The sequence below is a fragment of the Terribium retamae genome, assembly GCF_022347545.1.
GTDB classification, from domain to species: Bacteria; Pseudomonadota; Alphaproteobacteria; order Rhizobiales; family Rhizobiaceae; genus Mesorhizobium; species Mesorhizobium retamae.
In genome coordinates this window covers 95,227-120,231 of sequence record NZ_JAKREW010000002.1, presented here as the reverse complement: position 1 = coordinate 120,231, position 25,005 = coordinate 95,227, and the positions used below count along the sequence as shown (strand labels likewise).

Here is a 25,005-nt window from a genome sequence, read left to right as displayed (position 1 = left end):
TCATCTCCAGCGTTGTGAAAGGCGGTCGGCGAGAAGCACGAAGATCAGCAATGCGCCGACAATGCCGACCTGCCAGACCGTGTTGACGTTGAGCTGCAGCAGCCCGGTTTTGAGGGTGACCAGCAGAACCACGGCGGCGAGCACGCCGCCGACGCCGCCACGGCCTCCGAAGATCGCAATGCCGCCAAGCATGGCTGCAGTCAGCGATTCCAGCTCGAGGTTCTGGCCGATGTTGGGCCGTCCGCTGCCGAACCACGCCAGCGACACCAGCCCGGCTATGCCGGCCAGCATGCCACTAATCCCGTAAAGGATGAGGCGCGTGCGATCGACCGGAATACCCACCAGGCGCGCCGACCTTTCGTTGAAGCCCATGGCATAGATCCAGCGACCCCAGGCAGTGAAGACGAGCACGATGCCGGCCAGCACGAAGGCCGGCAAGGCGGCCGAGATGAAGGGCAGCGGAATGCCACCCAACGTGCCGCGTCCCCATGGCAGCAGCCAGTGCGGCACGCCCGGTTGGGGAGAACCGCCGGTCAGAGCCAGTGCCAGACCGGAATAGGCAAAGAAGGTTCCAAGCGTGGCAATCAGTGGCAAAATGGCAAGGCGCGTGACCAGCAGGCCGTTGAAAAGGCCAAGAAGCAGCCCTGCGACGATGCAGGCCACCGGCAGCAGCAAGGGCGGCATTCCCGCCTTGAGGGCCAGCATGGCGGCGATCGCCGAAAGTGAGACGGTGCCGCCGACCGAAAGATCGATGCCGGCGCCGCCGGCTAGGATGACCAGCGCCTGACCAAGCGCTGCGAGCGCCAGGATCGTTGAGAACTGAAGGACCGTGGTGACGGTGGCGGAGCCTAGCGCCGTCGGCTTGAGCACGAACAATCCGGCAAGGACGACCACCCACAGGGTGGCCAGTATCGCCAGCACCAGCACAGGCCCGTGAAGACTGCGCAACCGGTTCATCTGCTGGCCCACCCCAGTTTCGCGAAAGACAAACGGCCAGCGAGCGCCTCGAAGCTGAGCACTGCGATGAGCAGGCCGCCGGTAACGACGGTTTGCCAGAGCGACGGCACCCCGATCAGCAGCAGGCCGTTCTGCAGGATGCGCAGGAGCATGACCCCGAGCACGGTTCCGATGAGCGAGCAGCGTCCGCCGAGAATGCTGGTTCCGCCCAGCACCACCGCCGCGATTGCATCAAGAGCCAGCGTGCTGCCGGTCGTCATCTCCACGTTCCGATAGGTCGCGACATAGAAGGTTGCTGCCAGACCGGCCAGCATGCCGCTGATGAGAAAGGCAGCGAAACGGACCTTGGTCACGGAGATGCCAGCGAGCCTCGCCTTTTCCTCCGAATTGCCGATGGCAAGCAGATGCAGGCCGAAGGGCGTGCGCCTTAAGGCCAGCCAGACGGCAAGATAGGCCAGGGCAATCACCCAGAATGAAAGCGGCACACCGACAAGGCTGGTGCCGAGCATTTCGGTAAGACCTGTCGGCAGGCCGGAAAGCCATTGTCCGCCCAGCACCACGAATATCGCTGTGCGGTAGACGCCAAGCAGACCGAGCGTGCCGACAATGGCCGGGATACGGCCGAGCACCACAACCGCTGCCGTCACAAGGCCGAGCAGCGCCCCGGTCAAAGGTCCTATCGCAGCGGCAAGAGCCGGGTCGAGATTGGCACCCAGGGCGCGACCGACGGCGATGGCAGACAGTCCCATCACGACACCGATCGAAACGTCGATGCCGCCCATGGCAAGCAGCAGCGTCATGCCAAGCCCGATAAGCAGCAGCTCGACGCTGTTGCGCATGATGGTCGCGGCATTCTCCGGCGTGGCGAACACTGGTGAGACAGAAGCAAAGGCGATCGTTATGACCACGCATGCCGCGAGCAGGATAAGCTCGCGGCCGGTCAGCAGGGATGTGGCCTGGGTCAGGCGGTGCATAAGTTCTCCCGCGTCAGAAGTCGAACTTGTCGACATTCTCGGCCGTGAAGATCGCCGGCGGGCCGAGCAGCAGGATGCCCTTTTCGGCATCATAGGTGACAGGTTCGGCAAAGCCAGGCACGGTGTTCGATGCCTCGAGCTTCTTGCCATCGATCAACTGCTTGCCGGCCCAGACGGTGAGATAGCCGAGTTGCGAGGGATCCCACAGCACGCTGAAGCCGAAGGCCCCGCTCTTGATGTAGGATCGCGCCGTGTTGGGGCTGCAATAGCCGGTGCCAATCACCTTGCCGATCTTGCCGGCGGTTTCAATGGCTTGTGCCACGCCCGGGCAAGTGCTGGATGCAACCGCGATCAGGGCCTTCAGGTCAGGATTGGCGGCGATCAGATCGCTCGATATCTGCGCTGCGCGCTGGGCGGTGCCGCCAGCGAATTGTGGTTCAAGCAGAACGAGCTTGGGATATTTTTCCGCGGCCCGCTTCTTCATGAAGCCGATCCAGGCATTGAGGTTTGTTGCAGTTGCTTCGCCCGAGACGATGCCCACCTTGGCGTCTTCCCCGACCTTTTTGACCAGTTCGTCGACGATGGCATAGCCAAGTCCTTCGTCAGTCGCCTGCGCCACATAGACGGCGCGGCCGCTGTCGGGCGCATCGCTGTCGCTGGTGAAGAGCTTGATGCCCTTTGCCTCTGCCGCCTGGACAACCGGTGCGATGCTCGATGCGTCGAGCACGCTGACCGAGATCGCGTTGACGCCCTGATCGATCAGGTTCTGGACGATCTGCAGCTGGTCGATCGGATTGGCATCGACCGGACCGGTGTAAACGAAGTCGACGCCGAGGTCTGCTCCGGCTTTTTTGCCGCCGGCCTCCATTGCGTTGAAGTAAGGGATGCCGATGAGCTGCGGAACGAAAGCGACCTTCGGCTTGTCCTGCGCCATCGCTGCCGTTGCGACGGCAAGGATCGCCGAAGCAGCCAAGGCTCGTGCGAGATGTTTCAGCATGATGTTCCTCTCTGGGTTGGACGTGCTGCTATTGTGCTTTTTCCAGCGCCCGCACGTCGGGGTGAGCGCCTGTTATGAGAGCGACGATTTCCTCGAGCTCGGTCTCGGCTCGCAGCCGTTCGGCGACCTTGCGGCCGCGGCGGAATACGACCATGCGGTCGGCCACCTCGAAGACATCGGAAATGTTGTGGCTGATCAGCACCACTGCGCAGCCTCGCTCGGCGAGCTTGCGGATCAGGGCAAGCACCTTGCGGGTCTCGGCGACGGCGAGCGCGGCCGTCGGCTCATCCATGATGACCAGCTTGGCATTTAGGTTCAGGGCGCGGCAGATGGCGACGGACTGGCGCTGGCCTCCGGAAAGGCTACCCACCGGCGCTTCCGGGTCGGAAATGTGAGCGTCCAGCTCCTTTAGAAGTTCGGCGACCCGCTGCTTCATTTCCTTGCGCCGTAGGAAGGGGACCCCAAGCACGGAATGCTTCAGCTCGCGGCCGAGATAGACGTTCTCCGAGATCGACAGGTTTTCCGAGAGTGCTAGCTCCTGGAAAATCGTGGCGATGCCGGAGGCAGCCGCGTCCTTCGGGGAGGCGAAGGACACCGGCTGCCCCGCGACGAGGATCTGACCTTCGCTTGGAGGGTGCGCTCCGGCCAGAACCTTTATGAAGGTAGATTTGCCGGCACCGTTGTCGCCCAGCAGGGCAAGAACCTCTCCGGCTCGGATTTCGAGATCGACATCCGAGAGCGCCGTCAGGCCGCCGAATCGTTTGGCGATGCCTTTGGCAACCAGGAATGCTTCGGACATGTCTTTCTCCTCGCTAGCCACGTCCCGATTGACTTGTCAGACCCGGGTCAGCCACCCAAGCGCATTGCGCCACAGGGCGGTATAGCCCGGCCAGTCCGAAAAGGACGCCGGAAGCCAGTGCGGGCTGACGTCGGACATCCAGGCAAGTGTGCGACCTTTTCCGAAGGTTCCGGTGACCAAAAGCGGGTGGCCGCCCTGGTCTTCCGGCAGGCTGGCCAGTACCTCGATGCCGGCCTCCGGCTTCAGGCGCACTTCGTTGGCGCCGAGCAGAAGCGGCCATTTGCCGTCCAGTCCTTCCAGGATGGGATGGTTGCTGCCGGCATCGATAACAGCGCTGAAACCTTCGGGCACTTCAATGCGATCGTCATGGGGCAGGCACTCTACAGGCAGGACGTCTTCGATCGGGGTGCGGCGCCAGCGCGCGCGACCATCGATGCCCTGGAAAGAGAAATAGCCGCCGATCATCGCGAGGCCGCCGCCCTGAGCGGTCCATTCCTTAAGCAGCTTGAGCCTGTTGGGCACCGTCTTGCCATGCAACCAGACGTCTGGATGAAGAAGCAGTGATGAAGAACCGATGTCGGAGAGCAGGATCGCATCATAGGCGTTCAGCCCGTCGAGATCGAAAGGCAGTTTCTCGACAGCTTCATGCGCCGGCATGTGGGTGAGGTCGAAGGCGCTACCCTGCAGCGCCTTGATCAGCGGTTCGGCGCCTGAATGGAAGGTGACGCTGCCGAATTGATCAAAGCCCTTGAAATGCGTGGCCGAGCTCAACCAGGTTTCACCGACGAGCAGCACTTTCTTCTTGGTGTTGGACAAGGCTTCGATCTCCCATCAATTCCTTCGCTCCGACTGGCAGCGAAATCTGAACAGGTCGACATGAAGTGAAATCTACCTGAACCGTTTCAGGTCTACAGCCTGCCGCAACAATCTCCGCTTTGCAATGGTGCTATTTAGAATTTTTTCAAAGGTTGACAAACGAGACATGAACCGGTTCAATTTTGGTGGCAGCACGGGGGAGCGGAAGCGCATGATCGACGAAGCGGCCGGATACCCATTCGGCCTTGGAAATCTCGTTCAAAAGCGCGTAGTTGACTTAGCCGGCGCGTCCTTGCGCCACGACATGGTTTGAGGCCGCTGCAGGCATGAGTGGATCGAGATCTTCGGGTAACGGCCGGCCAACCATTCGCGATGTCGCGCGCGAAGCGGGCGTTTCGATCGGCACGGTGAGTGCCGTCATCAACGAGCGCGGTCAGGTCGCGGAAGAAACGCGGCGCCACGTGCAGCGTTTCATCACCGAACTCGGCTTCGAGCCGAACAACACTGCCCGCAGCCTCAAGCGCCGGCGCATCTCTTCGATCGGCTTCGTGGTGCCGGATCTCGATAATCCCTTCTTCGCGGCGGTGGCAGAGGGCGTGCAGCGCGGTATCGGCGACAACGACATTCTTCTGATGCTGTGCATCACCTGGTCACAGACCGAGCGTGAAGAATATTTCGCGCGCATCCTGCGCACGCAGCGGCTGGACGGTGTCATCTACCTGACCGGGACGGGTCTTCCCAGTTCCTCGCTTCTGGAGCTTGCCCGCGCCGGATCGGTAGTCTTTGTCGACGAGGTATTACCCGGCATCGATGTACCCTTCGTTTCGAGCAACAATCTGGCCGGCGCGCGCGCCATCGCCAGGCATGTCATCGAGCAGGGGCACCGGCGCATCGCAATTGCCGGCGGGCCACCGCGGCTCTGGACGAGCGAGCAGAGACTGGCTGGCTTTCGCGAGTCTCTTGCCGCTGCCGGCATCGACACCGATGCGGCTCCTTATGTCGCCGGCGACTACAGCGAACGCTCCGGCTACCTTGCCGCGGCCCGCTTCCTGCTTGGACCGCGCGAGGAGTGGCCCACTGCCGTCCTGTGCGCCAACGACCTGATGGCCATCGGCGTGATGCGTTATTGCCGCGAGAACGATATCGCCATTCCAGCCGAACTCAGCATCACCGGCTTCGATGACATCGCCGCCGCCGAATTGCTGCAGCCGGCCCTGACGACTGTGGCGCAGCCTGGACTGGAGATGGGGCGCGCGGCAGCTGAATTGTTGCTTCACCGGACCGGCGTCAGGCCGGAGCCGCCGGCAACGACGCATTTTCAAACGTCGGTGCGTATCCGCAATTCGGTGACCGGCGCGGCGTGAAGCTGGTTATGCGGCTACCGCGTGGCGCACCTGTCGACAGCTGGCGAACATGGCCTCGATATGGGCAGGACATTGCCCTTGCTGAAGTCGCGTCGCGGAACGCGACCGTGGTGGCCGGCAGCCTGCTGGTCACACTCGAGATCGACGCCAGCGACTTCGAGCCGTCTGGCAGGGAGGTCGGCTTCGCTACCTCTGCCGCTACGGTTACATCTTGGGCAAGAACTTCGCCACGGCGAGGCTTGATAAGGATTTCGCCAAGGAAGGCACATCGCTGTCCGCATCGTCGGTGTGGAAGGTCCGGCGATCGTGATTGCCTCCTCGCCCTACGATCCGGCCGGTCTGGCCATACGGACATAGGCAGAGACGACCAAGATGGTCGAGATTCTGCTCTAACCCTTCGTTTTACTGCACGATCTTTCTCCGAAAAGTCTGCGACTTTTGGGCATCGCGCTCGAGGAGGAAGCAAAAATGATCGACGAAGTCGCCAGAGAAAGCCGCCGGGAGCGACGCCGCGCCAGGGGTGGCGAGGCGGCAAGCCATCGCAAGTCCGACTACCGCAACCTGCGCAATCCTTTTCAGCCGCAACCGGTCTTTTCCGACGACGAGGTCGCGGCGATCCATGACACCGCGCTGCGCGTATTGGAAGAACTCGGCATCAAGGTACTGCTGGCGGAAGCGCGCGAACTCTACCGGAACGCCGGCGCCCTGGTCGATGAAGACACGCAGATGGTGCGCATCGGCCGCGAGATCGTCAGGGCAGCGCTTGCCTCCGCGCCACGATCGATCCATGCCCTGGCCGGTGACCGCTCCAGGGACCTTGTGCTGGAACTCGGCTTCCTCTCTTTCCTGGCCGGCTCCGGTGCGCCCAACGTGACGGATATCGAGCGCGGACGCCGCCCCGGCAACCTTGCCGATTTCGAAAACCTCGTGCGCATCGTGCAGAGCTTCGATGTGCTGCATATGATTGGTCCGTTCATCGAGGCCCAGGATGTCGAGAACCGGTTCCGCCATTATGCGGTCAACCGGGCGCAGTTGACGCTCTCGGACAAGCTGCCCTTCGTCTATGCGCGGGGGACGTCGCAGGTCGAGGACAGTTTCGAGATGCTTCGCCTGGCGCGTGGCCTTTCGGACGATGCCTTCCTGTCGAACGTGCACTGCTACACCGTCATCAACAGTAACTCGCCGCGCCAGCTCGATATCCCGATGGCACAGGGCATCATCGACTTCGCGCGCGCCGGCCAGGTATCGGTCATCACGCCCTTCTGCCTGGCCGGCGCAATGGCGCCGATCACGGTAGCCGGTGCGTTGACGCTGCAGCATGCGGAGGCACTGGCCGGCCTGGCGCTGGCACAGATCAGTCGCGCGGGCGCGCCGGTGATCTATGGCAGCTTCTCCTCCAATGTGGACATGAAGTCGGGCGCGCCGGCGTTCGGCACGCCGGAACATGTCAAGGCGACGCTGGGCGCCGGCCAACTGGCGCGGTTCACAGGCCTGCCCTGGCGCTCCGGCGGCGGCAGCGCCGCCAACATCTCCGACGTGCAGGCCGCGCATGAGACACAGTTTTCGCTGTGGGGCACAGTGCTCGCGGGGGCGACCATGTGTATCCACGCCGCTGGTTGGCTGGAAGGGGGCCTGAGCGTTTCCTTCGAAAAACTGATCACCGATGTCGAGGCGCTGCAGACTATCGCCGAACTGTGCATCGCAGTTCCCGGCGATGCGGATTCGATCGGCTTCGACGCGATAGCCGAAGTGCAGCCAGGCGGGCATTTCTTCGCCGCACAGCACACCATGGCGCGCTATCGGACGGCTTTCTATGAGCCGCTGGTCGCTGACCTTTCCAACTTCGGCGCCTGGAGCGAAGCAGGCGCGCGTACCGCCACCGAACGCGCCAACGACATCTGGAAGCGCAGGCTCGCCGAATTCGAGGCGCCGGCCTCGGCGGCCGCCTGCGGCGAGGCTCTCGACGGGTTCATTGCACGGCGAACTGCGCAAGGGGGCGCGGAGCCCGTTTCGTGATGGTGGGCCGGCAAAACCGGAACGCGTGGCGCCGGCTGGATTGAGCGCCTTTCAGAGTAAAACGACCGCAGCGTTCTAGTCGAATGTCATCTGGTCGGCCTGCGCATCGCCCGCGAGGATGCGCAGGTACATGGGGAACATCTCGCGGCGTGCGCGCTGATCCTCCCGAATGCCCAGCGTGTAGTAGCCGACCTGATGGTAGTAGGTGACCCGTGCGCGGATCCCCGCTTCGTAGGGTGGGTAGCCCATTTCGATGAAGACCTGTTCGAAAAGTTTCATGCGAAGATCATCGATCGCGGCCAATTTCCTTGCCACGGCACGCGAACTGCGGGCCCAGTCGCGCATCGCGGAATCGAATTGCCAATCGAAGGCCTTTTCCTCCAGCCACAGCTTGGCCATTGCCAGATATTTTTCGGGTGCACCGATGTCCGCACGCTTTGCGATCTCTTCGAACGGTCCGGTGTTCTGCGACTCCCACAGTTCTATCAGCGCGGCCAGGACTTCAGCCCTGTTCTTGAAATGCCAGTAGAAGCTGCCGCGCGTGATCTTGAGGCGATTGGCAATGAGATCGATCTTGACGGCGTGGACTCCCCCTTTGATGAGCGCCTCGCGCGCCGCAGCAATCCAATCCATCCGCCCCAGGCGTTCCGCACGGTCTTTCTTGGGCAACGCAGTCCCAGGGCGCTTGCGGCTTCGGGATGTGGTCATGCTGTCGTCTCCGGAAGAGCTCACATGCTGCTATCGCATCAGCCCGAAAATCGGAACCGGTTTTCGTTTCTTCGCTACCATGGGCCACCGCCGGTGTGCGGAACAGCACGATCAAGAGCCGTTGACTATACAATACAGCACTGTATGGTTTTGACCATATCGAGGCGGCGGCACAGAGGTGGTTGTTTGCAGATTCCCCGACGTGCAGACCGGCGCACACGCCGTCAGGTGGCTGGAGCCAGAAGCGCATGACCCGCCGCTATTCCGCCTTCTCCCTCTTCAGGGAAGGCATTGCCGGCCAGAAGGGCTGGGAGCCGGCCTGGCGTTCGCCGCAGCCGCGCAAGACCTATGACCTGCTCGTCGTCGGGGGAGGTGGCCATGGTCTGGCGACCGCCTATTATCTGGCCAAGAACCACGGCATCACCAATGTTGCCGTGCTCGAAAAGGGCTGGATCGGCGGCGGCAACACCGGCCGCAACACCACCGTGGTCCGCTCCAACTATTATTATCCCGAAAGCGTCGCGCTCTATGGCTTGGCGCACAGGCTCTACGAGTCGCTGTCGGATGAATTGAACTACAATGTCATGTTCTCGCAGCGCGGCATGGTCACGCTCTGCCATAGCGTCGCCGAGCTGGAGGTCGCCGCTCGTCTCGTCAACGCCATGCAGATCAACGGCACCGACGCCGAACTGTTCTCGGCGGAGGACGTGCGCCGTGTGCTGCCGAATTATAATTTCGCACCGGAGGCGCGCTTCCCGGTCTTCGGTGGCGTCTGGCAAGGTCGCGCCGGCACCGCTCGACACGATGCGGTGGCCTGGGGCTATGCCCGCGCCGCAAGCCGCCTCGGTGTCGATATCGTCCAGAATTGCGAGATCACCGAATTCATCGTCGAAGGCGGACGCTGCCGCGGTGTCGAAACGAAGCGGGGCAGCATCCGCGCCGATCGCGTCGGCATGGCGGTGGCGGGCCACTCCTCGGTTCTGGCAGCCAAGGCAGGGTTCCGTCTGCCGATCAATTCCTACGCCTTGCAGGCCTGCGTCTCGGAACCGGTCAAGCCGATTCTCGACACGGTGGTGCTATCGCCCGGCACCGGCGTCTATGCGAGTCAATCCGACAAGGGCGAAATCGTCATCGGCGGAGGGCTTGACCGCGTGCCATCTTATGGCCAGCGCGGCAACCTGCCGACGCTGGAGAGCGTCATCGCCGGCCTTTTGGAGATGTTCCCCGCCTTCGGCCAGCTCAAACTGATGCGGCAATGGGCCGGTATCGTCGATGTGGTTCCCGATTCCTCGCCCATTATCGGCGAGTCGCCGCTGCCCGGTCTGTTCCTGAACTGCGGCTGGGGTACCGGCGGCTTCAAGGCCATTCCGGCCGGCGGCACGTTGCTCGCGCATCTGCTGGCGACCGGCCGGCATCACGACATCAGCCGCCCCTTCGATCTCGACCGCTTCGCCACCGGGCGCCTTCTCGATGAAGCGGCCGGTTCGGGCATCGCCCACTAGGACCAGCCCCCATGCAGCTCTTCCCGTGTCCATTTTGCGGCCCGCGTCCCGAAACCGAGTTCCACTACGGCGCCGAAGCCGGCAACCTACGGCCCGATGGCGCCGAGGTCGGCGCCGATCGCTGGGCCGGCTACCTCTATATGCGCGCCAACCCCAAGGGCGCGACGCGTGAGATCTGGGTCCACATGACGTGCGGCGAGTTCTTCGCGATGGAACGCGACACGATCGACCACAAGATCGGACGATCGCTCGCGCTGGGGGAGAACGCCGAATGACGGCCGCCCGCCTTTCTGCAGGCGGCAGCGCCATCGACCGCTCCCGTCCCGTCTCCTTCAGCTTCGACGGTCGCATTGTCGAGGCCTTCGAAGGCGACACCATTGCCTCGGCGTTGCTGGCGGCGGATATCGCTGTCGTCGGTCGCAGCTTCAAATATCACCGCCCGCGCGGCATCTGGGGCGCCGGTGTCGAGGAGCCGAACGCGCTGGTGGATGTCGGCGGCAGCCAGCGGGCCGCGCCGAACACGCGCGCCACCACCCAGCCGGTTTGCGCGGGACTGGTGTCGACAAGCGTCAATGCGTCGCCGAATGCCGCGGCCGACCGCAATGCCTTCATCGATCGTTTTGCGCGCTTCATCCCGGCCGCCTTCTACTACAAGACCTTCATGTGGCCGGACTGGCATCTGTTCGAGCCGCGCATCCGGGCTATGGCCGGCCTGGGCAAGGTCGACCCAAACTGGAAGTCACGAGGCCCGGCTGAATTCGCCGAGCAGATCAACCATCATTGTGATGTGCTGGTGGTGGGCGCCGGCCCGGCCGGCCTTGCCGCGGCCAGGCTCGCCGCGGCCGCCGGAAAGTCCGTCATGCTCGTTGACGAGCAGTACCGCCCCGGCGGCTCGCTGCTGCATCGCGATGCCCAAATCGATGGGGCACCTGCCGCTGCCTGGGTCGAGGAGACCGTCGCTGTGCTCGAGGCCGCGGGCCATCCCGTATTATCGTCGACCACGGCCTTCGGTATTTACGACCACAATCTCGTCGGGTTGAACCAGCGCCATCACGATGGCCGGCCCGATACGTTGTGGCGGGTAAGGCCGCGCCGTGTCGTGCTGGCGACCGGCGCCATCGAGCGGCCGCTGCCCTTTGCCGACAATGATCTGCCCGGGATCATGTCGGCGGATGCCGCGCTCGTCTATCTGCGTCGCTACGGCGTTCTGCTCGGCCGCCGCGTCGTCGTCGCCACCAACAATGACAGCGCCTATGAGGTCTCCGGCGCCCTGGCCGCGGCTGGTGCCGAGGTCGCCCTGGTCGACCTGCGCGCAGATGCCCTGCCAATGCCTGCAGGCGTCAGCCCGCATGTGGGACGCGCCGTCGTCTCGGCGCTCGGTCGCATGCGCGTGGAAGGCGTCAGGCTCGACGACGGCACGACACTTGCCGCCGACAGCGTCGTGGTTTCCGGCGGCTGGACGCCCACCGTGCACCTTTTTTGCCAGGCGCGCGGCAAGCTCGCCTGGCATGAAGACCGCGCGTCCTTCCTACCCGGCGATACCGTCGAGGGCATCGCTGTCGCGGGTGCGCTCGCCGGGGCGGTCTCGCTCTCCGATGTCTTCGGCACGGTCGAGCGAGCAGCCGCATCCTTCGCTGAAAGCAAGACTGGATTGCCGCGCAGCACCGGCACCGAGGCCACTGGCGCGATCATGCCGGCATGGCCGGTCCCTGGTGCCAAGGGCCGCGTATGGATCGACTACCAGAACGATGTCACGGCAAAGGATGTCGAACTCGCAGCGCGGGAGAACTTCGTCTCGGTCGAGCACCTCAAACGCTACACCACGCTCGGCATGGCGACCGACCAGGGCAAGACCTCGAACCTTGCGGGCCTCGCCCTGATGGCCGGCATCACCGGCCGCGCGGTGCCGGAGGTCGGCACCACCACCTATCGTCCGCCCTTCACGCCTGTTCCCCTGACCAGTTTTGCCGGTGCGGTCGGCGGCGAACTGATGTCGCCGGTACGCCGCCTGCCGCTCGAAAACGTCCACCGCGCCAGCGGTGCCGTGTTCCAGGAATATGGCGGCTGGCTGCGCCCGGCCCATTATGGCGGAACGGATGCCGATGCCGACGCGGTGATCCGGGACGAGGCGTTGCGAGCGCGAGGCTCGGTGGCATTGTTCGATGGCTCGACCCTCGGCAAGATCGAGGTGATGGGGCCAAAGGCCGCCGAATTCGTCGATTTCATCTACTACAACACTATGTCGACGTTGAAGCCGGGCCGTTGCCGCTACGGTTTCATGCTGTCCGAAAACGGCGTCGTCTTTGACGATGGCATTCTCATCCGCCTCGATGAGCATCGCTTCATCGTTTCCTGCTCGTCCTCGCATGTCGGAGCCGTCCATGCGCGGCTGGAGGAATGGCGGCAGGACCGGTTCGGTCGCGATGCCGTCTATATTCACAACGCCACCGCAGAAATGGCGACGCTCACCGTGTCGGGGCCGCGCTCCAAGGCACTGGTCGAGGCACTCGGCCTTGGCCTGCCGCTCGACGATGCAGCCCTGCCGCATATGGCGATCGGAAAGGGGACATTCGGCAACGATCCCGTGCGTGTTGCGCGCGTCAGCTTCACCGGCGACCGCAGCTACGAGCTGTCGATCCGCGCCGATCGGGCCAAGCCGCTCTGGGCAGTTTTGCAGGAGTCGGGCAAGGCCTTCGATGCCGCAACCATCGGCCTCGAAGCATTGATGATCCTGCGTGCCGAGAAAGGCTATATCGTCATCGGCAAGGATACCGACGGCACCACCATGCCGCACGACCTCGGCGTCGATGGTCCGCGCCAGAAGCGCGGCAGTGACTATGTCGGGCGACGCTCCCTGTTCACCGATGTCGCTACCGCGGACTATCGCCTGCAGTTCGTCGGCCTGAGGGTTGCTGATGGCGAGGCTCCGCTTTCCACCGGCGCTCATGCCATTGCGAAGCCGGAAGGTGCGATCCGCAGCCAGGGCTTCGTGACGTCCAGCTACCACAGCCCCATCCTGCGGCGACCGATCGCGTTGGCCCTGATCGAGCGTGGCGCGACCCGCCACGGCGAGACGATAGACCTCCAGCATCTCGGCATGCTGCGGCGTGCGACGATTGTCGCTCCTTGTGCTTTCGACCCGGAGGGAGGGCGGCTCAATGCGTGATCTGGCGCAGAAATGGACCGCCGTGCCGGATTGGCATCAAGCCGTCGTCGAGTTATCCGGCCTCGCCGTCCGCTCGCGGGCGGGTCTCCATCAGTATCTGGTCAGTGGCAACCTCGATGCCTGGAGCAGCGCGTCGGGCCTGCCGACGCGTGGGGCGGGGGCTTTTGGCATCACTGGCGGAGATCGCTATGCGGTCCAGGTCGCACGCGACCGCGTGCTCGTCGTCTCCGCCACACCGCTCGACATAGGAAACGGCTGGCATGAACAGGGCTTCGGCGTGACGGAAATCAGCGCCGGCCTGCATGTCTTCGAAGGAGAAGGTCCGGGCCTGCCGGAGCTGATTGCGCGAGCGACACCCGTTGACCCTTATCGGGCAAGTGCCTCGGCTGCGATGTTGTTCGGCGGGGTCAATGCGATCGTGTATCGCTACGACGCCGGGCTGCGCATCCATGTCGACCGCAGCTTGGCAACCTACCTCTGGAGCTGGATAGGAACAGCCGGAATGCCGGTAGCGAAGTCGTAATATCCGTCATTCATGGCCGTCGTCACTCCGCCACCGCCATCTTCGCAACCGCCGACAGCCAACGAACGGCGGGCTCGATGATGTCGTCGTTGAAGTCGTAGCGCTCGTTGTGGAGCTTGCCGCCATCCACGACCGGGCCGTTGCCGATCAGCACATAGGCCCCGCCTTTGCCTTCGACCAAAAAGGCGAAGTCGTCGCCGCCCATGGCTGGCCGGATATCCCGTGTCACCTTCAATCCGGCGCTTTCGGCAGCCAGGATCGCGAGGCGGGATTCTTCCGGTGTGTCGGCCATGACGCGTCCGGTCGACTTGATCTCATAGTCGGCCTCGACCCCGAAGGACTTCGCGATACCCTCGATCACCTCGCCCATGCGCTGGATGACCATGGTGCGCACATCGGCATTGAAGGTCCTGAGCGTGCCGACCAGCTCCACGGTCTCCGGGATCTGATTGCTGACCAGCCCGCCATTGACCATGCTGACGGTCAACGCAACCGTGTCGATCGGATCGACATTGCGCGAGACGATGCTGTGCAACGCGACGATCAGGTGGCCGGCGGCAAGGATCGGATCGCGCGTCGCGTGAGGCAATGCGGCGTGGCCGGCGATGCCTTTCAAGGTGACGTGCCAGTCGCCGCCGGCGGCCATGGACGGGCCGTTATGAACGGCGACGACGCCGGGCTCGATTCCCGGCCAGTTGTGGCAGGCAAAGAGTCGCTCCATCGGGAAACGTTCGAACAGCGCGTCTGCGATCATCGCCTTGGCACCCTCGCCATTCTCCTCGGCAGGCTGGAAGACGAAATGGATGGTGCCCGACCAGCTATCGTCGCGCGAAAGTGCCGCAGCCGCTCCGAGCAGGCAGGCGGTGTGGCCATCATGGCCACAGGCATGCATGATGCCCGGATTGACGGAGGCATGGGCGAATTCGTTGGCCTCGGCGATCGGCAGGGCGTCCATGTCGGCCCTGAGGCCCACGGAGCGGTTCGAGTTGCCGCGCTTGAGCGTTGCAACCACGCCGGTTCCACCAACGCCGGTGACATGCGATATGCCGAGTTCGGTCAGCCGCTCGCTGACGAAGGCGCTGGTCTGGCGTTCCTCGCCCGACATTTCGGGATGCCGGTGCAGGTGACGCCGCCATGCCTTCAGCCTGGCCAGCAGTTCATGATCGATGTGGGTCATGGCTAGGAATTCCGATCAGGGCGATTGGCTAGAGAACTTTGGACAGGAAGGCCCTGGTGCGAGGATTGGACGGGCGGTTCAGCACGTCGCGCGGGTCACCTTCCTCGACGACGGCGCCTTGGTCCATGAACACCAGATGGTTGGCGACCTCGCGCGCGAAACCGATTTCGTGGGTGACCAGCATCATGGTCATGCCGGACTTGGCAAGATCCTTGATGACATCCAGTACTTCCCCGACCAATTCCGGGTCCAGCGCCGAAGTTGGCTCATCGAACAGCATCACCTCCGGCTCCATCGCGAGAGCCCTGGCGATGGCGACACGCTGCTGCTGGCCGCCCGAAAGTTGGCTTGGATAGCGGCCGGCAAGCTCGGCGAGACCGACGCGCTTCAGCAAGGCCTGCGCGTTTTCCCGCGCCTCGGCTCTAGGCATGTTCTTCACCTGTACCGGCCCTTCCATGACGTTTTCGATCGCCGTCATGTGTGGGAACAGGTTGAAACGCTGGAAGACCATGCCAGTGCGGCGGCGCTGCTCGGCGACCCGCCTAGGGGCCAGCACATGCATGCGCCCATCGATCTCGGTGTAGCCGGCGAGTTCGCCGAGCACGAACACCCGGCCGGCAGAAATCTGTTCGAGCTGGTTGATGCAGCGCAGCAGCGTCGACTTTCCGGAACCGGATGGACCGATGGCGACGCAGACCTCGCCGCGCTTGATGGTGAGGTCGACGCCGCGCAAGGCATGCACGGCACCGTAGAATTTATGGATGCCCTGCAGATGGACGCAAGGCTGTGCGTCGGTGCTGCGGGGCGGTGTCATGATGGCGTTCATTCCGTCCTCGCCCGGATCGTGTCGACGCCCTTGCCGAAATGGCGCTCGAGATAATACTGGCCGACCATCAGCAGGCTGGTGATCGAGAGGTACCAGAAGCCGGCGACCAGCAGCAGCGGTACCGGCAGATAGAGCCGGTTGGCGATGGCATTGGTGGCGAACATCAGGTCGAGCGTAAACGGCACGGCCAGCACCAGCGACGTCATCTTCAGCATGCCGATCGTCTCGTTGCCGGTCGGCGGCACGATCACGCGCATGGCCTGCGGCAGCAGGATGCGCCGCCAGATCCGGCCCTGCCGCATGCCCAGCGCCTGCGCTGCCTCGAGCTGGCCACGGTCGATGGCGTTGAAGCCGGCGCGGAAGATCTCGGCGAGGTAGGCGGATTCGTTGAAGCCAAGCCCGACGATCGCCGCCACGGCCGGCGTGACCAGCATCTTGGTGTCGAGGCCGACGATCTCCCCGCCAAAGGGCAACGACAGCGAGATGCGCGGAAAGAGCACCGCAAACAATCCCCAGAACAAGAGCTGCGTGTAGACGGGCGTGCCGCGGAAGAACCAGATCCAGAACCAGGCGCAGGTCCTCAGGATCGGATTGTCGGAACCGCGCATGACGACAAGCAGCAGCGCGATCGAGATCGCCACGGCCATTGCCGCCACCGTGAGCAGGATCGTCCAGCCGACGCCGCGTATCACCTGCGGAGCGAAGACGTATTGGGCAAAGATGTCCCAATGGAAGTTCTCGTTGGTCGCCACGTTTTGAGCAAAGGAAATCGCCAGCCACAGAAGCAGCAGCGTCGCCACCCAGCGGCCGGGATGGCGCCTTGGAACCACTTCGTTCAGCTTGACGGCACCAACCCGGTCGGCTTGCCGTGTCGGTACCAGACGGTCCGGCGCGGCCTTCTCGATGTCCATGCTCACCTGATCGGCTCCCGTTTCGGCGACCTCAATCCTTCACCTTCGGATTGATTTCGGCCACCGGAATGTTGGAATCGTCGATACCCCACATGCCGTAGATTTCCTTGTAGACGCCGTCGACGATGAGCTTGTTGGTGACTTCCGCGACGAGTTCAGTCAGCGCGGTGTCCTTCTTGGCGATGGCGATGCCATTGAGGCCGAAGCCGCCGAGCTTGCCGGCCGGGCGCATGGTCTGCAGCCTGCCATTCGACTGCTTGGCAGCATAGCCTATCGTGGCAGAGCCGGAGACCGTGGCATCGGCGCCATCGGCGGCGACACGCGTCAGCGCTTCGGCCTGCGTCGCGAACGGGATCATCTCGATCTCGGGCTTGCCGGCGGACACACAGGCCTGGCTTTCGTCCTGCAGCAAGCGCTGGAAGTAGCTGCCGCTCTGGATCGCGACATTGCGCCCGCACAATTCGTCCGGCTTGAAGGCCTTGGGGTTGCCGGCCTTCACGGCCCACAGGGCGCCGGTCTGCGAATAGCTGACGAAGTTGACGGCCTTCAGCCGTTCATTGCTGATCGAGAAGGCGGAGATGCCGAGATCATATTTGGCACCGAGCGCCGGCAGAATGCCGTCGAAAGCCGCCGTGCGGAAATCCAGTTTCAGCCCGAGCGTCTTGGCCATGGCTTCAGCGATGTCGACGTCGATGCCTTCGGGCGTCTTGCCATCCTTCTCGGAAATATACTCCCAAGGTGCGTAGGCCGTATCCGAACCGACGACCAGGACGCCCGCCTTGGCGATGTGCTCGGGTAGCTTCGCGGCCAGTGCGGGATCGGTCGTAATCTTATCCGGGTTGAAGTTCGGTGCTTCCTGCGCCATCGCTGGCGCGGCCGCCATGAGCGCAACGATGGCCGCAGCAACGGCCCCTCTGGACTTCGTCATCGTGTTCCCCTGTTTTTGCGATCCGGCTTCCTGGCCGGTCGATTGCGGTCGGACCTTGTGAAATCAGGGCCGAGACCCATCCGTCTGTCGAGGCACGTCCGATGATGAAGACTAGTCAGACGAAAGGCATTCCGTCCAATATTGAGTTTTGTCCGCTCTATTCCGCCTGGTTATAGGCTCGGTAAGGCGCCATCTGTCTGAGCACCATGGTGCGCAACCAGTAATCAGGCGCGCTGTGAGGGGTGGAAAGCCGCAAACTCGACGCTCACTCGAAAGCGGAGGCGCTCAGCTTACCGGTCTGCAACAGGTGCTGCAGCGCGTAGGCGACTGATAGAGCGTCATCGAGCGCGTCATGTCCTCGAAGCGATGGATGCCTAACCCCGTAATATTCTGCAAGCTTGTTGCTGGGGGTCCTGGCCAGATCTTCGATCGGCATGCCCGCCGCCAGCAACAGTTTCACCGCATTGCCGAAACGCTGTGGCGGGATTGTCGGTGCAATGCCTTCGACATAGCAACTGATGGCGACCATGTTCAGCTCGTCCTTGCCCCAGGACCAGAACCGCGCTCCATTCGAAAAATCGTCGAGCTCGCGCAAGGCTTGGCGTAGTGGAAGGCCCTGTGCGGCGATCATGTCCGCCGTTATTCCAGTCAGTTGCGTAAAAAATGGATCGATGGCGTATTGCTGGCCAAATCGATTCATGGGGCGAACGTAAGATTTGTGGGTGTCGAGGATCGCATACGGACCCTCCAAGTCGAGCTTCACCGCCCCGATCTGGGCGATGACCGGGTCCGGATCGCCAGCGCCACACCAGAAACGACGCTGTGACCCTTCGGCGCACAGGAACTCGCAATCAAAGATGATCGCAGTTTTCATCGCTGGTTTCGCTCCTCTTGCGGGACGCGATCTATCTGGGCCAAATGACTGGTCATGGTTCGCCGCTACTATAACCTCCCTTCGCTGATCGCACTCGCGGCTTTTGAAGCGGCCGCGCGTCATCTGAGCCTCACCAAGGCAGCCGAAGAGCTCAACGTCACGATCGGTGCCGTCTCCAAACAGATCCGTATGCTGGAAGAGGAGCTCGGCAACCCGCTATTCCTGCGCCGGCATCGCGCGCTCGAACTGACCCGTGAAGGGGAAACCCTGGCGACGGCTCTCAAGGAAGGCTTCGAGCGCATTTCCTCGACCTTTCGTCAGGTCAAGAGCTCGGGCGGGCAGTCCAGCGTTACCATCGGCTGCACCATGGCGATGGCCCACCTGTGGCTGATGCCACGCATGAGCGCCTTCTGGGGCAGCCATCAGGATATCGCCGTCGACCATGTCATCTCCGACCATCCGCGCGGCCTTGACCGGCCGGACATCGATCTGAGGCTTCGTTATGGCAGCGGCGAGTGGCCGGACGAACTGTCAGCCAAACTCTATGACGATCGCATTTTTCCGGTCGCCAGTCCCGACTTTGCCCGCGAGCACGCGATCGAGACGCTCGACGATCTTGCCAAGCTGCAGTTGCTTTCCGTCGAAGGCATTGACTGGAGCTGGACCACTTGGGCGGACTTTTTCCGCGAACTCGGCTCGCCGAACCGGCGCCTCAACGTGCGGCGTTTCAACAGCCATGTGATCGCTCTGCAGGCGGCGCGCAGCGGGCAAGGCGCCGTGCTGGGCTGGTCAAGCCTGGTCACGCCACTCATAGAAAGCGGCGATCTGGTGCAACTCGGCTCGGCTGAGATCGCGGCGCCGCAATCCTACTTCGTCACCTGGAGCGCGCGCCGTCCGCTCAGCCGTCCCGCGGAGTTGTTGCGGGACTGGTTGCTTACGCTTGATGGTTGAGTTGAATTCAAGCGAACAGGGCTCCTTATTCGCTTGAACAACCAGTGCGCAATGCGTTTCCTTTCTCAAAAGGGAGAACGTCAAGCATGGGTGTTGCTACTGTTGCGGAGGTCAACCCGGAAACGCCGGCCACGCATCGCCGCGGCGGCGGGCGTGTCGGACGCAAGGCGCTCAGAAGCGCCGCCATGCCCGCCTTTCCCACGTTGGTGCGTCAGATACCTGTCTATGAGATTGTTCCCGACGAAGCAGTCGAGCTGATCCATCAGGAATCGCTTTCCATCCTGGAAGAGGTCGGCTGCGAATTCCGCGATGACGAGGCGATTGCGTTGTGGCGGCAGGCCGGAGCCGATGTTTCCGGCACGCGGGTTCGCTTCGATCGTGGCATGCTGATGGATTTGGTATCGAAGGTTCCCGCGGAATTCATGCTTAATGCGCGCAATCCAGAGCGCTCCGTGCGGGTCGGCGGCAAGAATTCCATCTTCGTGCCGATGTATGGCGCGCCCTATGTGCGTGACCTCGACAACAATCGGCGTTACGGGACGCTGGCCGACCTGCAGAATTTCCACAAGCTCGCCTACATGGCGCCGGCCTTGCATTCGTCGAGCTCGATCATTTGCGAGCCGATGGAAATCCCGGTGCCGAAGCGGCACCTCCACATCATCCACTCCGCGCTGAAGCACTCCGACAAGCCGTTTATGGGCATCGTGACGTCGAAAGACCGCGCCGAGGACACGATGGCCATGGCCGGCATCGTGTTCGGCGAGGATTATGTCCACGACAATCCGGTGCTGGTGTCGATCACCAACTGCAACTCGCCGCTGGTGTGGGATGCGACCATGCTCGACGCCATGAAGGTGTATGCACGGAACAACCAGCCCTTGATCCTCGCCCCTTTCGCTCTTTGCGGCGCCTCGACGCCGGCTTCGTCGGTGGGGGCGGTCGCGCAGGTCAATGCCGAGGCGCTGGCGGGCGTCGCCTTCACCCAGCTCCTGCGTCCCGGTTCGCCGCAGATCTACGGGCAGTTCATGGTCGCGGTGGACATGAAAACGGGTGCCCCGATGGGCGGCACGCCGGAAGCCGCCCAGATGATGTACCTCATGGGTGCGCTAGCCCGGAAATACCGGTTGCCCTGGCGCACTTCCGGCTTCCATGTCGGTTCCAAGCTGAACGACGCCCAGGCGGGTTACGAGGCGAATATGCTGATGCACGCGGCGATCCTGGCCGGCGCCAACTACATCTGGCATTCCGCCGGCTGGCTGGAAGCTGGGCTGGCCTGCGGTTACTCGAAATTCGCCACCGACTGCGAGCAACTGGTCGGCTGGTACAAATATGCCGGCGGGGTGCCGTTCGAGGATTTCAAGGACGCGATGGCGGCCGTGCGCGAGGTCGGTCCGGCCGGCCACTATCTCGGCACCCAGCACACGCTCGATCATTTCGAGAACGCCTTCTTCAGCCCCAGCATCATGGACTTCAATTCCTACGAGCAATGGAACGCCGAAGGGGCGAAGGATCACGACACACGCGGCCGGGAAAAGGCGCGCAACATGCTGGCCGACTATGAGGAACCGAAGCTCGAAGAGGGCATCGCGGAGGCGCTGGAAGATTTCATCGCGCGGCGCGAGGAAAGGCTGCCGGATACCGTCAATTGAAAAAGTTGGTCTCAGGGTCACAAATCGGCATGATCGGGCTGCAGGTCCCATCCAGATCCAGACAGGCAGCCGCATGACTTCGCTGACAAACGACCCTCTCCTTCAACCATACCGTTTGAAGCACCTGGTGCTGAAGAACCGGGTGATGTCGACGAGTCATGAACCGGCTTACTCGGAAGACGGCATGCCGAAGGAGCGGTACCGCCTCTATCATGCCGAAAAGGCCAAGGGTGGCATGGCGCTGACGATGACGGCAGGCTCGGCCATCGTTTCCCGAGACAGCCCGGCCGCCTTCGGCAATTTGCATCTCTACGACGACGCCATCGTGCCTTGGCTGGCAGAACTTACCGACGCCTGCCACGAGCACGATTGCAAGGTGATGATCCAGATCACCCATCTCGGCCGCCGCACCGGCTGGAACAAGGCCGACTGGCTGCCGGTGCTGTCGGCTTCGCCGGTGCGTGAGCCGGCGCATCGCGCTTTCCCGAAGACGGCAGAAGACTGGGACATCGAGCGGATCGTCAAGGACTATGCTTCCGCGGCGCAGCGCTGCCAGGCCGCCGGCCTCGACGGGATCGAGTTCGAGGCCTATGGCCATCTCATCGACGGCTTCTGGTCGCCGGCGACCAACCACCGGGACGACGAGTTCGGCGGTTCGCTGCAGAATCGGCTGCGCTTCACCGACATGGTGCTGGACGCGGTGCGGGCAGCCGTGGGCAAGGACTTCATCGTCGGCATCCGCATGGTGGCGGACGAGGATTTCGCCGCCGGCCTTTCGAAGGAGGAAGGCATCGAGATCGCTCGCCGGCTAGCCAATTCCGGCAAGGTCGATTTCCTCAACATCATCCGCGGTTCGATCGAGACCGATGCCGCACTCACCAAGGTGATCCCGGTGACAGGCATGCGCTCGTCACCGCATCTCGACTTCGCCGGCGAAGTGCGGGCGGCCACCAAGTTCCCGACCTTCCATGCCGCCCGCATCCAGGACGTGGCGACCGCGCGCCATGCCATCGCCACCGGCAAGCTCGACATGGTCGGCATGACGCGCGCTCACATCGCCGATCCGCACATCATGCGCAAGGTGATGGAAGGCCGCGAACATGAGATTCGCCCCTGTGTCGGCGCCACCTATTGCCTGGACCGCATCTATGAAGGCGGCGAGGCATTGTGCATTCACAACGCCGCAACGGGCCGGGAAGCGACGATCCCGCATATCATCAAAAGGACGGACGCGTCGAAGCGTATCGTCGTGGTCGGCGCCGGGCCGGGCGGCCTTGAGGCCGCGCGCGTAGCGGGCGAGCGCGGCCATAAGGTGACGGTGCTGGAAGCGGCCTCGCAGGCTGGTGGACAGGTCCGGCTGGCCGCTCAGAACCCGCGCCGCAAGGAACTGATCGGCATCGTTGAGTGGCGGCTTGCCGAGCTGGAGCGGCTCGGCGTCGATATCCGCTACGATGCCTGGGCCGAAAGCGAAGATGTCCTGGCGCTGGAGCCTGACGCGGTGGTGATTGCCACCGGCGGCATTCCGCAGAACCCTCCGCTGGAGGCAGGCGACGATCTCGTCACTTCGAGCTGGGACATCGCTTCCGGTGCCGTCAAGGCGGCCGAAAATGTGCTGCTTTACGATGACAATGGCGGTCACCAGGGCATGACCGCTGCAGAACTCATCGCCAATCAAGGCGCCAAATTGGAGCTCGTCTCGCCGGAGCGTTTCTTCGCGCCGGAGATGGGTGGGCTGAACCACGTGCCCTATATGGGTGCCTTCCACAGAAAGGGCGTGACCATCACCATCAACACGCGCCTGCGCTCGGTCAGGCGTGACGGAAACCAGCTCGTGGCGACGCTGGGCTCGGACTTTGCCGAAGGATGGCAGGCAACCAGGCTGGTCGACCAGGTCGTCGTCGAGCACGGCACCGTGCCGCTGGACGAGCTGTACCTGACCTTGAAGCCGCTTTCGAAGAATGGCGGCGCTGTCGACTATGAGCGGCTGGTCAAAGGCGGCGATATCTTCCCGCATCGTAACGCGGAGGGCGGCTTCGTCCTCTACCGCGTCGGCGATGCCGTCGCGTCCCGAAACATCCATGCCGCCATCTATGACGCGGTGCGGTTCGGGCTGAGGTCTTGAACAGGAGCGCCATCCAAAACCCGCAGCTGACAGGGAACACACGCTGAGGAACAGATCAGGGAAAACAAAAAGGGAGGAGAAAATGGGATTCTTCGGAAGCAACGGCGATCGCGTGCCCGCGGCCGTCGCGGACATGGCCAGGGAGGTCGCTGCAGGCCGGGTCGACCGGCGCGAATTCCTGGCGCTGGCAAGTGCGCTTGGTGCCTCGACAGCCCTGGCTTATGGCATGGTCGGCCTGGCGGTGCCATCGCCCGCTTTCGCCGAAGAGCCGAGGAAGGGCGGCACGCTTCGCGTGTCGATGCCGGTCAAGGCGCAAAAGGATCCGCGTACCTATGACTGGGTGGAACTTGCCAATGTTTCGCGCAGCTGGCTCGAGCCGCTGGTGCGTTACACCCGCGAATTCACCTTCGAGCCGGTGCTGCTCGAAAGCTGGGACGTGAACGACGACGCCACCGAATATGTGCTGCATGTGCGCAAGGGCGTGACCTGGAACAATGGCGATGCCTTCAACGCCGACGACGTCGCCTACAACCTGACCCGCTGGTGCGAAAAGGCGGCCGCCGGCAACTCCATGGCAGGGCGCATGGGCGCGCTGATCGATGAGAAGACCGGGAAGGCGATGGACGGCGCCATCACCAAGGTCGACGAGCACACGGTGAAGCTGAAGCTCAAGGAGCCTGATATCGCGCTCATTCCCAACTTCACCGACTATCCGGCACTCATCGTCCATCGCAATTTCGATGCGGATGGCGCCGACCCGGTCAAGAAGCCGATCGGTACCGGGCCTTTCGAACTCGTGTCCTATGCGGTCGGCCAGAAGGCCGTGGTCAAGCGGCGCGAGAACGGCAAATGGTGGGGTGGCGAAGCACCGCTCGACGGTGTCGAATTCACCGACTACGGCACCGATTTCAACGCCTCGGTGAACGCGTTCGAATCAGGCGAGATCGACCTCAATTTGGAGACGCCGGCCGACTTCATCGACATACTGGACAAGATGGATCTGGTGAAATCGGAGGTTGCGACCGCCACGACCCTGGTTGCGCGCACCAACGTCACCCACAAGCCTTATGATGATCAGCGCGTCCGCAACGCGCTGCAGATGGCGGTCGACAACAATGTCGTCCTGCAGCTCGGCTACAGCGGGCGCGGAACGGTCGGCGAAAACCATCACGTCAGCCCGATCCAGCCCGAATATTATGCGCTGCCCAAGAAGGAGCGCGATGCTGCCGGCGCCAAGAAGCTGATGGCGGAGGCTGGCCAGGCCGACTTCGAGCATGAGTTGATAACGATCGAGGACGATTGGCAGAAGAACACCGGCGATGCGATCGCCGCGCAGCTGCGCGAGGCCGGCATCAAGGTCAAGCGGACCGTGCTGCCTGGCTCGACCTTCTGGAACGACTGGACGAAGTACCCCTATTCGATGACGATCTGGTACATGCGCCCGCTCGCCGTCCAGGTGCTGGCGCTCGGCTATCGCACCGGCGAGGCCTGGAACGAATCCGGCTATTCCAACCCCGATTTCGACGCCAAGCTTAAAACGGCGCTGTCCATCAACGATGTCGAGAAACGGCGCGAGGTGATGAAGGATCTCGAGACGATCCTCCAGGATTCGGGCGTCATCATCCAGCCCTACTGGCAGAAGCTTTATTGCCACATGAGCAAGAAGGTGAAGAACTACGGCATCCACCAGACCTTCGAGATGGATCTGCAGAACGTCTGGCTGGAAGAGGCCTGATCAGGTCCAG

Annotated in this window: 21 protein-coding genes; 10 read left to right on the top strand and 11 right to left on the bottom strand. The window is 63.1% G+C overall.

Annotated elements, in window-relative coordinates; genetic code table 11:
• Genes L4923_RS04020 through L4923_RS04000 form a run of 5 tightly spaced genes read right to left on the bottom strand, consistent with a single transcriptional unit; the run spans position 1 to position 4,543 of the window.
• Positions 1-957 (bottom strand): ABC transporter permease, encoded by a 957-nt coding sequence (locus tag L4923_RS04020; protein ID WP_239362225.1) that lies wholly within the window; start codon positions 955-957, stop codon positions 1-3.
• Positions 954-1,931, bottom strand: coding sequence for an ABC transporter permease (locus L4923_RS04015; RefSeq protein WP_239362222.1), 978 nt, complete (start codon positions 1,929-1,931; stop codon positions 954-956). The genes L4923_RS04020 and L4923_RS04015 overlap by 4 nt, the downstream gene beginning before the upstream one ends.
• Before the next feature lie 13 nt (positions 1,932-1,944).
• Positions 1,945-2,928 (bottom strand): autoinducer 2 ABC transporter substrate-binding protein, encoded by a 984-nt coding sequence (locus L4923_RS04010; RefSeq protein WP_239362220.1) that lies wholly within the window; start codon positions 2,926-2,928, stop codon positions 1,945-1,947.
• 28 nt (positions 2,929-2,956) lie between these two features.
• Positions 2,957-3,727, bottom strand: a complete 771-nt coding sequence (locus L4923_RS04005; protein ID WP_239362218.1) for an ATP-binding cassette domain-containing protein — start codon at positions 3,725-3,727, stop codon at positions 2,957-2,959.
• 36 nt (positions 3,728-3,763) lie between these two features.
• Positions 3,764-4,543 (bottom strand): glutamine amidotransferase, encoded by a 780-nt coding sequence (locus L4923_RS04000; RefSeq protein WP_239362217.1) that lies wholly within the window; start codon positions 4,541-4,543, stop codon positions 3,764-3,766.
• 326 nt (positions 4,544-4,869) lie between these two features.
• On the opposite strand from L4923_RS04000, the gene L4923_RS03995 reads away from it, so the two are divergent.
• Positions 4,870-5,907 (top strand): LacI family DNA-binding transcriptional regulator, encoded by a 1,038-nt coding sequence (locus L4923_RS03995; protein ID WP_239362216.1) that lies wholly within the window; start codon positions 4,870-4,872, stop codon positions 5,905-5,907.
• Positions 5,908-6,375: 468 nt separating this feature from the next.
• The gene (locus L4923_RS03990; protein WP_239362215.1) at positions 6,376-7,923 is read left to right on the top strand and encodes a trimethylamine methyltransferase family protein; all 1,548 of its coding nucleotides are present in this window, start codon (positions 6,376-6,378) and stop codon (positions 7,921-7,923) included.
• Between the two features lie 75 nt (positions 7,924-7,998).
• Here L4923_RS03990 and L4923_RS03985 read toward each other — a convergent pair whose 3' ends face one another.
• On the bottom strand, positions 7,999-8,631 hold the full coding sequence (locus L4923_RS03985; RefSeq protein ID WP_239362214.1) for a TetR/AcrR family transcriptional regulator: 633 nt from the start codon (positions 8,629-8,631) through the stop codon (positions 7,999-8,001).
• Positions 8,632-8,879: 248 nt separating this feature from the next.
• On the opposite strand from L4923_RS03985, the gene L4923_RS03980 reads away from it, so the two are divergent.
• From L4923_RS03980 to L4923_RS03965, 4 genes are read left to right on the top strand one after another with little or no spacing between them, the layout of a single operon-like run.
• Complete coding sequence (locus L4923_RS03980; RefSeq protein WP_239362213.1) at positions 8,880-10,133, top strand: sarcosine oxidase subunit beta family protein; 1,254 nt, start codon at positions 8,880-8,882, stop codon at positions 10,131-10,133.
• 11 nt (positions 10,134-10,144) lie between these two features.
• The gene (locus L4923_RS03975) at positions 10,145-10,408 is read left to right on the top strand and encodes a sarcosine oxidase subunit delta (RefSeq protein WP_239362211.1); all 264 of its coding nucleotides are present in this window, start codon (positions 10,145-10,147) and stop codon (positions 10,406-10,408) included.
• Positions 10,405-13,299: a sarcosine oxidase subunit alpha family protein gene (locus L4923_RS03970; RefSeq protein WP_239362210.1), complete on the top strand. Its 2,895-nt coding sequence runs from the start codon at positions 10,405-10,407 to the stop codon at positions 13,297-13,299. Before L4923_RS03975 ends, L4923_RS03970 begins: the two co-directional genes overlap by 4 nt.
• Positions 13,292-13,822, top strand: coding sequence for an aminomethyltransferase family protein (locus L4923_RS03965; RefSeq protein ID WP_239362209.1), 531 nt, complete (start codon positions 13,292-13,294; stop codon positions 13,820-13,822). Before L4923_RS03970 ends, L4923_RS03965 begins: the two co-directional genes overlap by 8 nt.
• Before the next feature lie 22 nt (positions 13,823-13,844).
• Here the strand turns inward: L4923_RS03965 and L4923_RS03960 are convergent, their stop codons facing one another.
• The 5 genes from L4923_RS03960 to L4923_RS03940 all read right to left on the bottom strand — a co-directional run bounded on the left by L4923_RS03960 (position 13,845) and on the right by L4923_RS03940 (position 18,538).
• Positions 13,845-14,999 carry an amidohydrolase gene (locus L4923_RS03960; protein WP_239362208.1) on the bottom strand — a complete coding sequence of 385 codons (1,155 nt, stop codon included), beginning with the start codon at positions 14,997-14,999 and terminating at the stop codon, positions 13,845-13,847.
• A gap of 28 nt (positions 15,000-15,027) precedes the next feature.
• Positions 15,028-15,825: an amino acid ABC transporter ATP-binding protein gene (locus L4923_RS03955; protein ID WP_275448245.1), complete on the bottom strand. Its 798-nt coding sequence runs from the start codon at positions 15,823-15,825 to the stop codon at positions 15,028-15,030.
• A complete protein-coding gene (locus L4923_RS03950; protein WP_239362475.1) occupies positions 15,822-16,736 on the bottom strand; it encodes an amino acid ABC transporter permease in 915 nt (304 codons plus the stop codon). The genes L4923_RS03955 and L4923_RS03950 overlap by 4 nt, the downstream gene beginning before the upstream one ends.
• A 31-nt stretch (positions 16,737-16,767) precedes the next feature.
• Positions 16,768-17,664 carry an ABC transporter substrate-binding protein gene (locus L4923_RS03945; protein ID WP_239362206.1) on the bottom strand — a complete coding sequence of 299 codons (897 nt, stop codon included), beginning with the start codon at positions 17,662-17,664 and terminating at the stop codon, positions 16,768-16,770.
• Positions 17,665-17,929: 265 nt separating this feature from the next.
• The gene (locus L4923_RS03940; protein ID WP_239362205.1) at positions 17,930-18,538 is read right to left on the bottom strand and encodes a 3'-5' exonuclease; all 609 of its coding nucleotides are present in this window, start codon (positions 18,536-18,538) and stop codon (positions 17,930-17,932) included.
• Between the two features lie 54 nt (positions 18,539-18,592).
• On the opposite strand from L4923_RS03940, the gene L4923_RS03935 reads away from it, so the two are divergent.
• The 4 genes from L4923_RS03935 to L4923_RS03920 all read left to right on the top strand — a co-directional run bounded on the left by L4923_RS03935 (position 18,593) and on the right by L4923_RS03920 (position 24,995).
• Entirely contained in the window at positions 18,593-19,489 is an 897-nt protein-coding gene (locus L4923_RS03935) for a LysR substrate-binding domain-containing protein (RefSeq protein WP_239362204.1), read from the top strand.
• Between the two features lie 86 nt (positions 19,490-19,575).
• Positions 19,576-21,138, top strand: a complete 1,563-nt coding sequence (locus L4923_RS03930) for a trimethylamine methyltransferase family protein (protein WP_239362203.1) — start codon at positions 19,576-19,578, stop codon at positions 21,136-21,138.
• Between the two features lie 73 nt (positions 21,139-21,211).
• A complete protein-coding gene (locus L4923_RS03925; protein WP_239362202.1) occupies positions 21,212-23,260 on the top strand; it encodes an NADH:flavin oxidoreductase in 2,049 nt (682 codons plus the stop codon).
• 82 nt (positions 23,261-23,342) lie between these two features.
• Complete coding sequence (locus L4923_RS03920; protein ID WP_239362200.1) at positions 23,343-24,995, top strand: ABC transporter substrate-binding protein; 1,653 nt, start codon at positions 23,343-23,345, stop codon at positions 24,993-24,995.
• Positions 24,996-25,005 lie beyond the last annotated feature (10 nt).

What these genes read in the sequence shown, in the direction of transcription:
- L4923_RS03985 (WP_239362214.1), bottom strand. Translation starts at nt 8,631, where the DNA reads ATGACCACATCCCGAAGCCGCAAGCGCCCTGGGACTGCGTTGCCCAAG.
- L4923_RS04020 (WP_239362225.1), bottom strand. Translation starts at nt 957, where the DNA reads ATGAACCGGTTGCGCAGTCTTCACGGGCCTGTGCTGGTGCTGGCGATA.
- L4923_RS03950 (WP_239362475.1), bottom strand. Translation starts at nt 16,736, where the DNA reads ATGGACATCGAGAAGGCCGCGCCGGACCGTCTGGTACCGACACGGCAA.
- L4923_RS03975 (WP_239362211.1), top strand. Translation starts at nt 10,145, where the DNA reads ATGCAGCTCTTCCCGTGTCCATTTTGCGGCCCGCGTCCCGAAACCGAG.
- L4923_RS04010 (WP_239362220.1), bottom strand. Translation starts at nt 2,928, where the DNA reads ATGCTGAAACATCTCGCACGAGCCTTGGCTGCTTCGGCGATCCTTGCC.
- L4923_RS03990 (WP_239362215.1), top strand. Translation starts at nt 6,376, where the DNA reads ATGATCGACGAAGTCGCCAGAGAAAGCCGCCGGGAGCGACGCCGCGCC.
- L4923_RS03995 (WP_239362216.1), top strand. Translation starts at nt 4,870, where the DNA reads ATGAGTGGATCGAGATCTTCGGGTAACGGCCGGCCAACCATTCGCGAT.
- L4923_RS03945 (WP_239362206.1), bottom strand. Translation starts at nt 17,664, where the DNA reads ATGACGAAGTCCAGAGGGGCCGTTGCTGCGGCCATCGTTGCGCTCATG.
- L4923_RS03965 (WP_239362209.1), top strand. Translation starts at nt 13,292, where the DNA reads ATGCGTGATCTGGCGCAGAAATGGACCGCCGTGCCGGATTGGCATCAA.
- L4923_RS04015 (WP_239362222.1), bottom strand. Translation starts at nt 1,931, where the DNA reads ATGCACCGCCTGACCCAGGCCACATCCCTGCTGACCGGCCGCGAGCTT.
- L4923_RS03955 (WP_275448245.1), bottom strand. Translation starts at nt 15,825, where the DNA reads ATGAACGCCATCATGACACCGCCCCGCAGCACCGACGCACAGCCTTGC.
- L4923_RS03940 (WP_239362205.1), bottom strand. Translation starts at nt 18,538, where the DNA reads ATGAAAACTGCGATCATCTTTGATTGCGAGTTCCTGTGCGCCGAAGGG.
- L4923_RS03930 (WP_239362203.1), top strand. Translation starts at nt 19,576, where the DNA reads ATGGGTGTTGCTACTGTTGCGGAGGTCAACCCGGAAACGCCGGCCACG.
- L4923_RS03935 (WP_239362204.1), top strand. Translation starts at nt 18,593, where the DNA reads ATGGTTCGCCGCTACTATAACCTCCCTTCGCTGATCGCACTCGCGGCT.
- L4923_RS03980 (WP_239362213.1), top strand. Translation starts at nt 8,880, where the DNA reads ATGACCCGCCGCTATTCCGCCTTCTCCCTCTTCAGGGAAGGCATTGCC.
- L4923_RS03920 (WP_239362200.1), top strand. Translation starts at nt 23,343, where the DNA reads ATGGGATTCTTCGGAAGCAACGGCGATCGCGTGCCCGCGGCCGTCGCG.
- L4923_RS03925 (WP_239362202.1), top strand. Translation starts at nt 21,212, where the DNA reads ATGACTTCGCTGACAAACGACCCTCTCCTTCAACCATACCGTTTGAAG.
- L4923_RS03970 (WP_239362210.1), top strand. Translation starts at nt 10,405, where the DNA reads ATGACGGCCGCCCGCCTTTCTGCAGGCGGCAGCGCCATCGACCGCTCC.
- L4923_RS04005 (WP_239362218.1), bottom strand. Translation starts at nt 3,727, where the DNA reads ATGTCCGAAGCATTCCTGGTTGCCAAAGGCATCGCCAAACGATTCGGC.
- L4923_RS03960 (WP_239362208.1), bottom strand. Translation starts at nt 14,999, where the DNA reads ATGACCCACATCGATCATGAACTGCTGGCCAGGCTGAAGGCATGGCGG.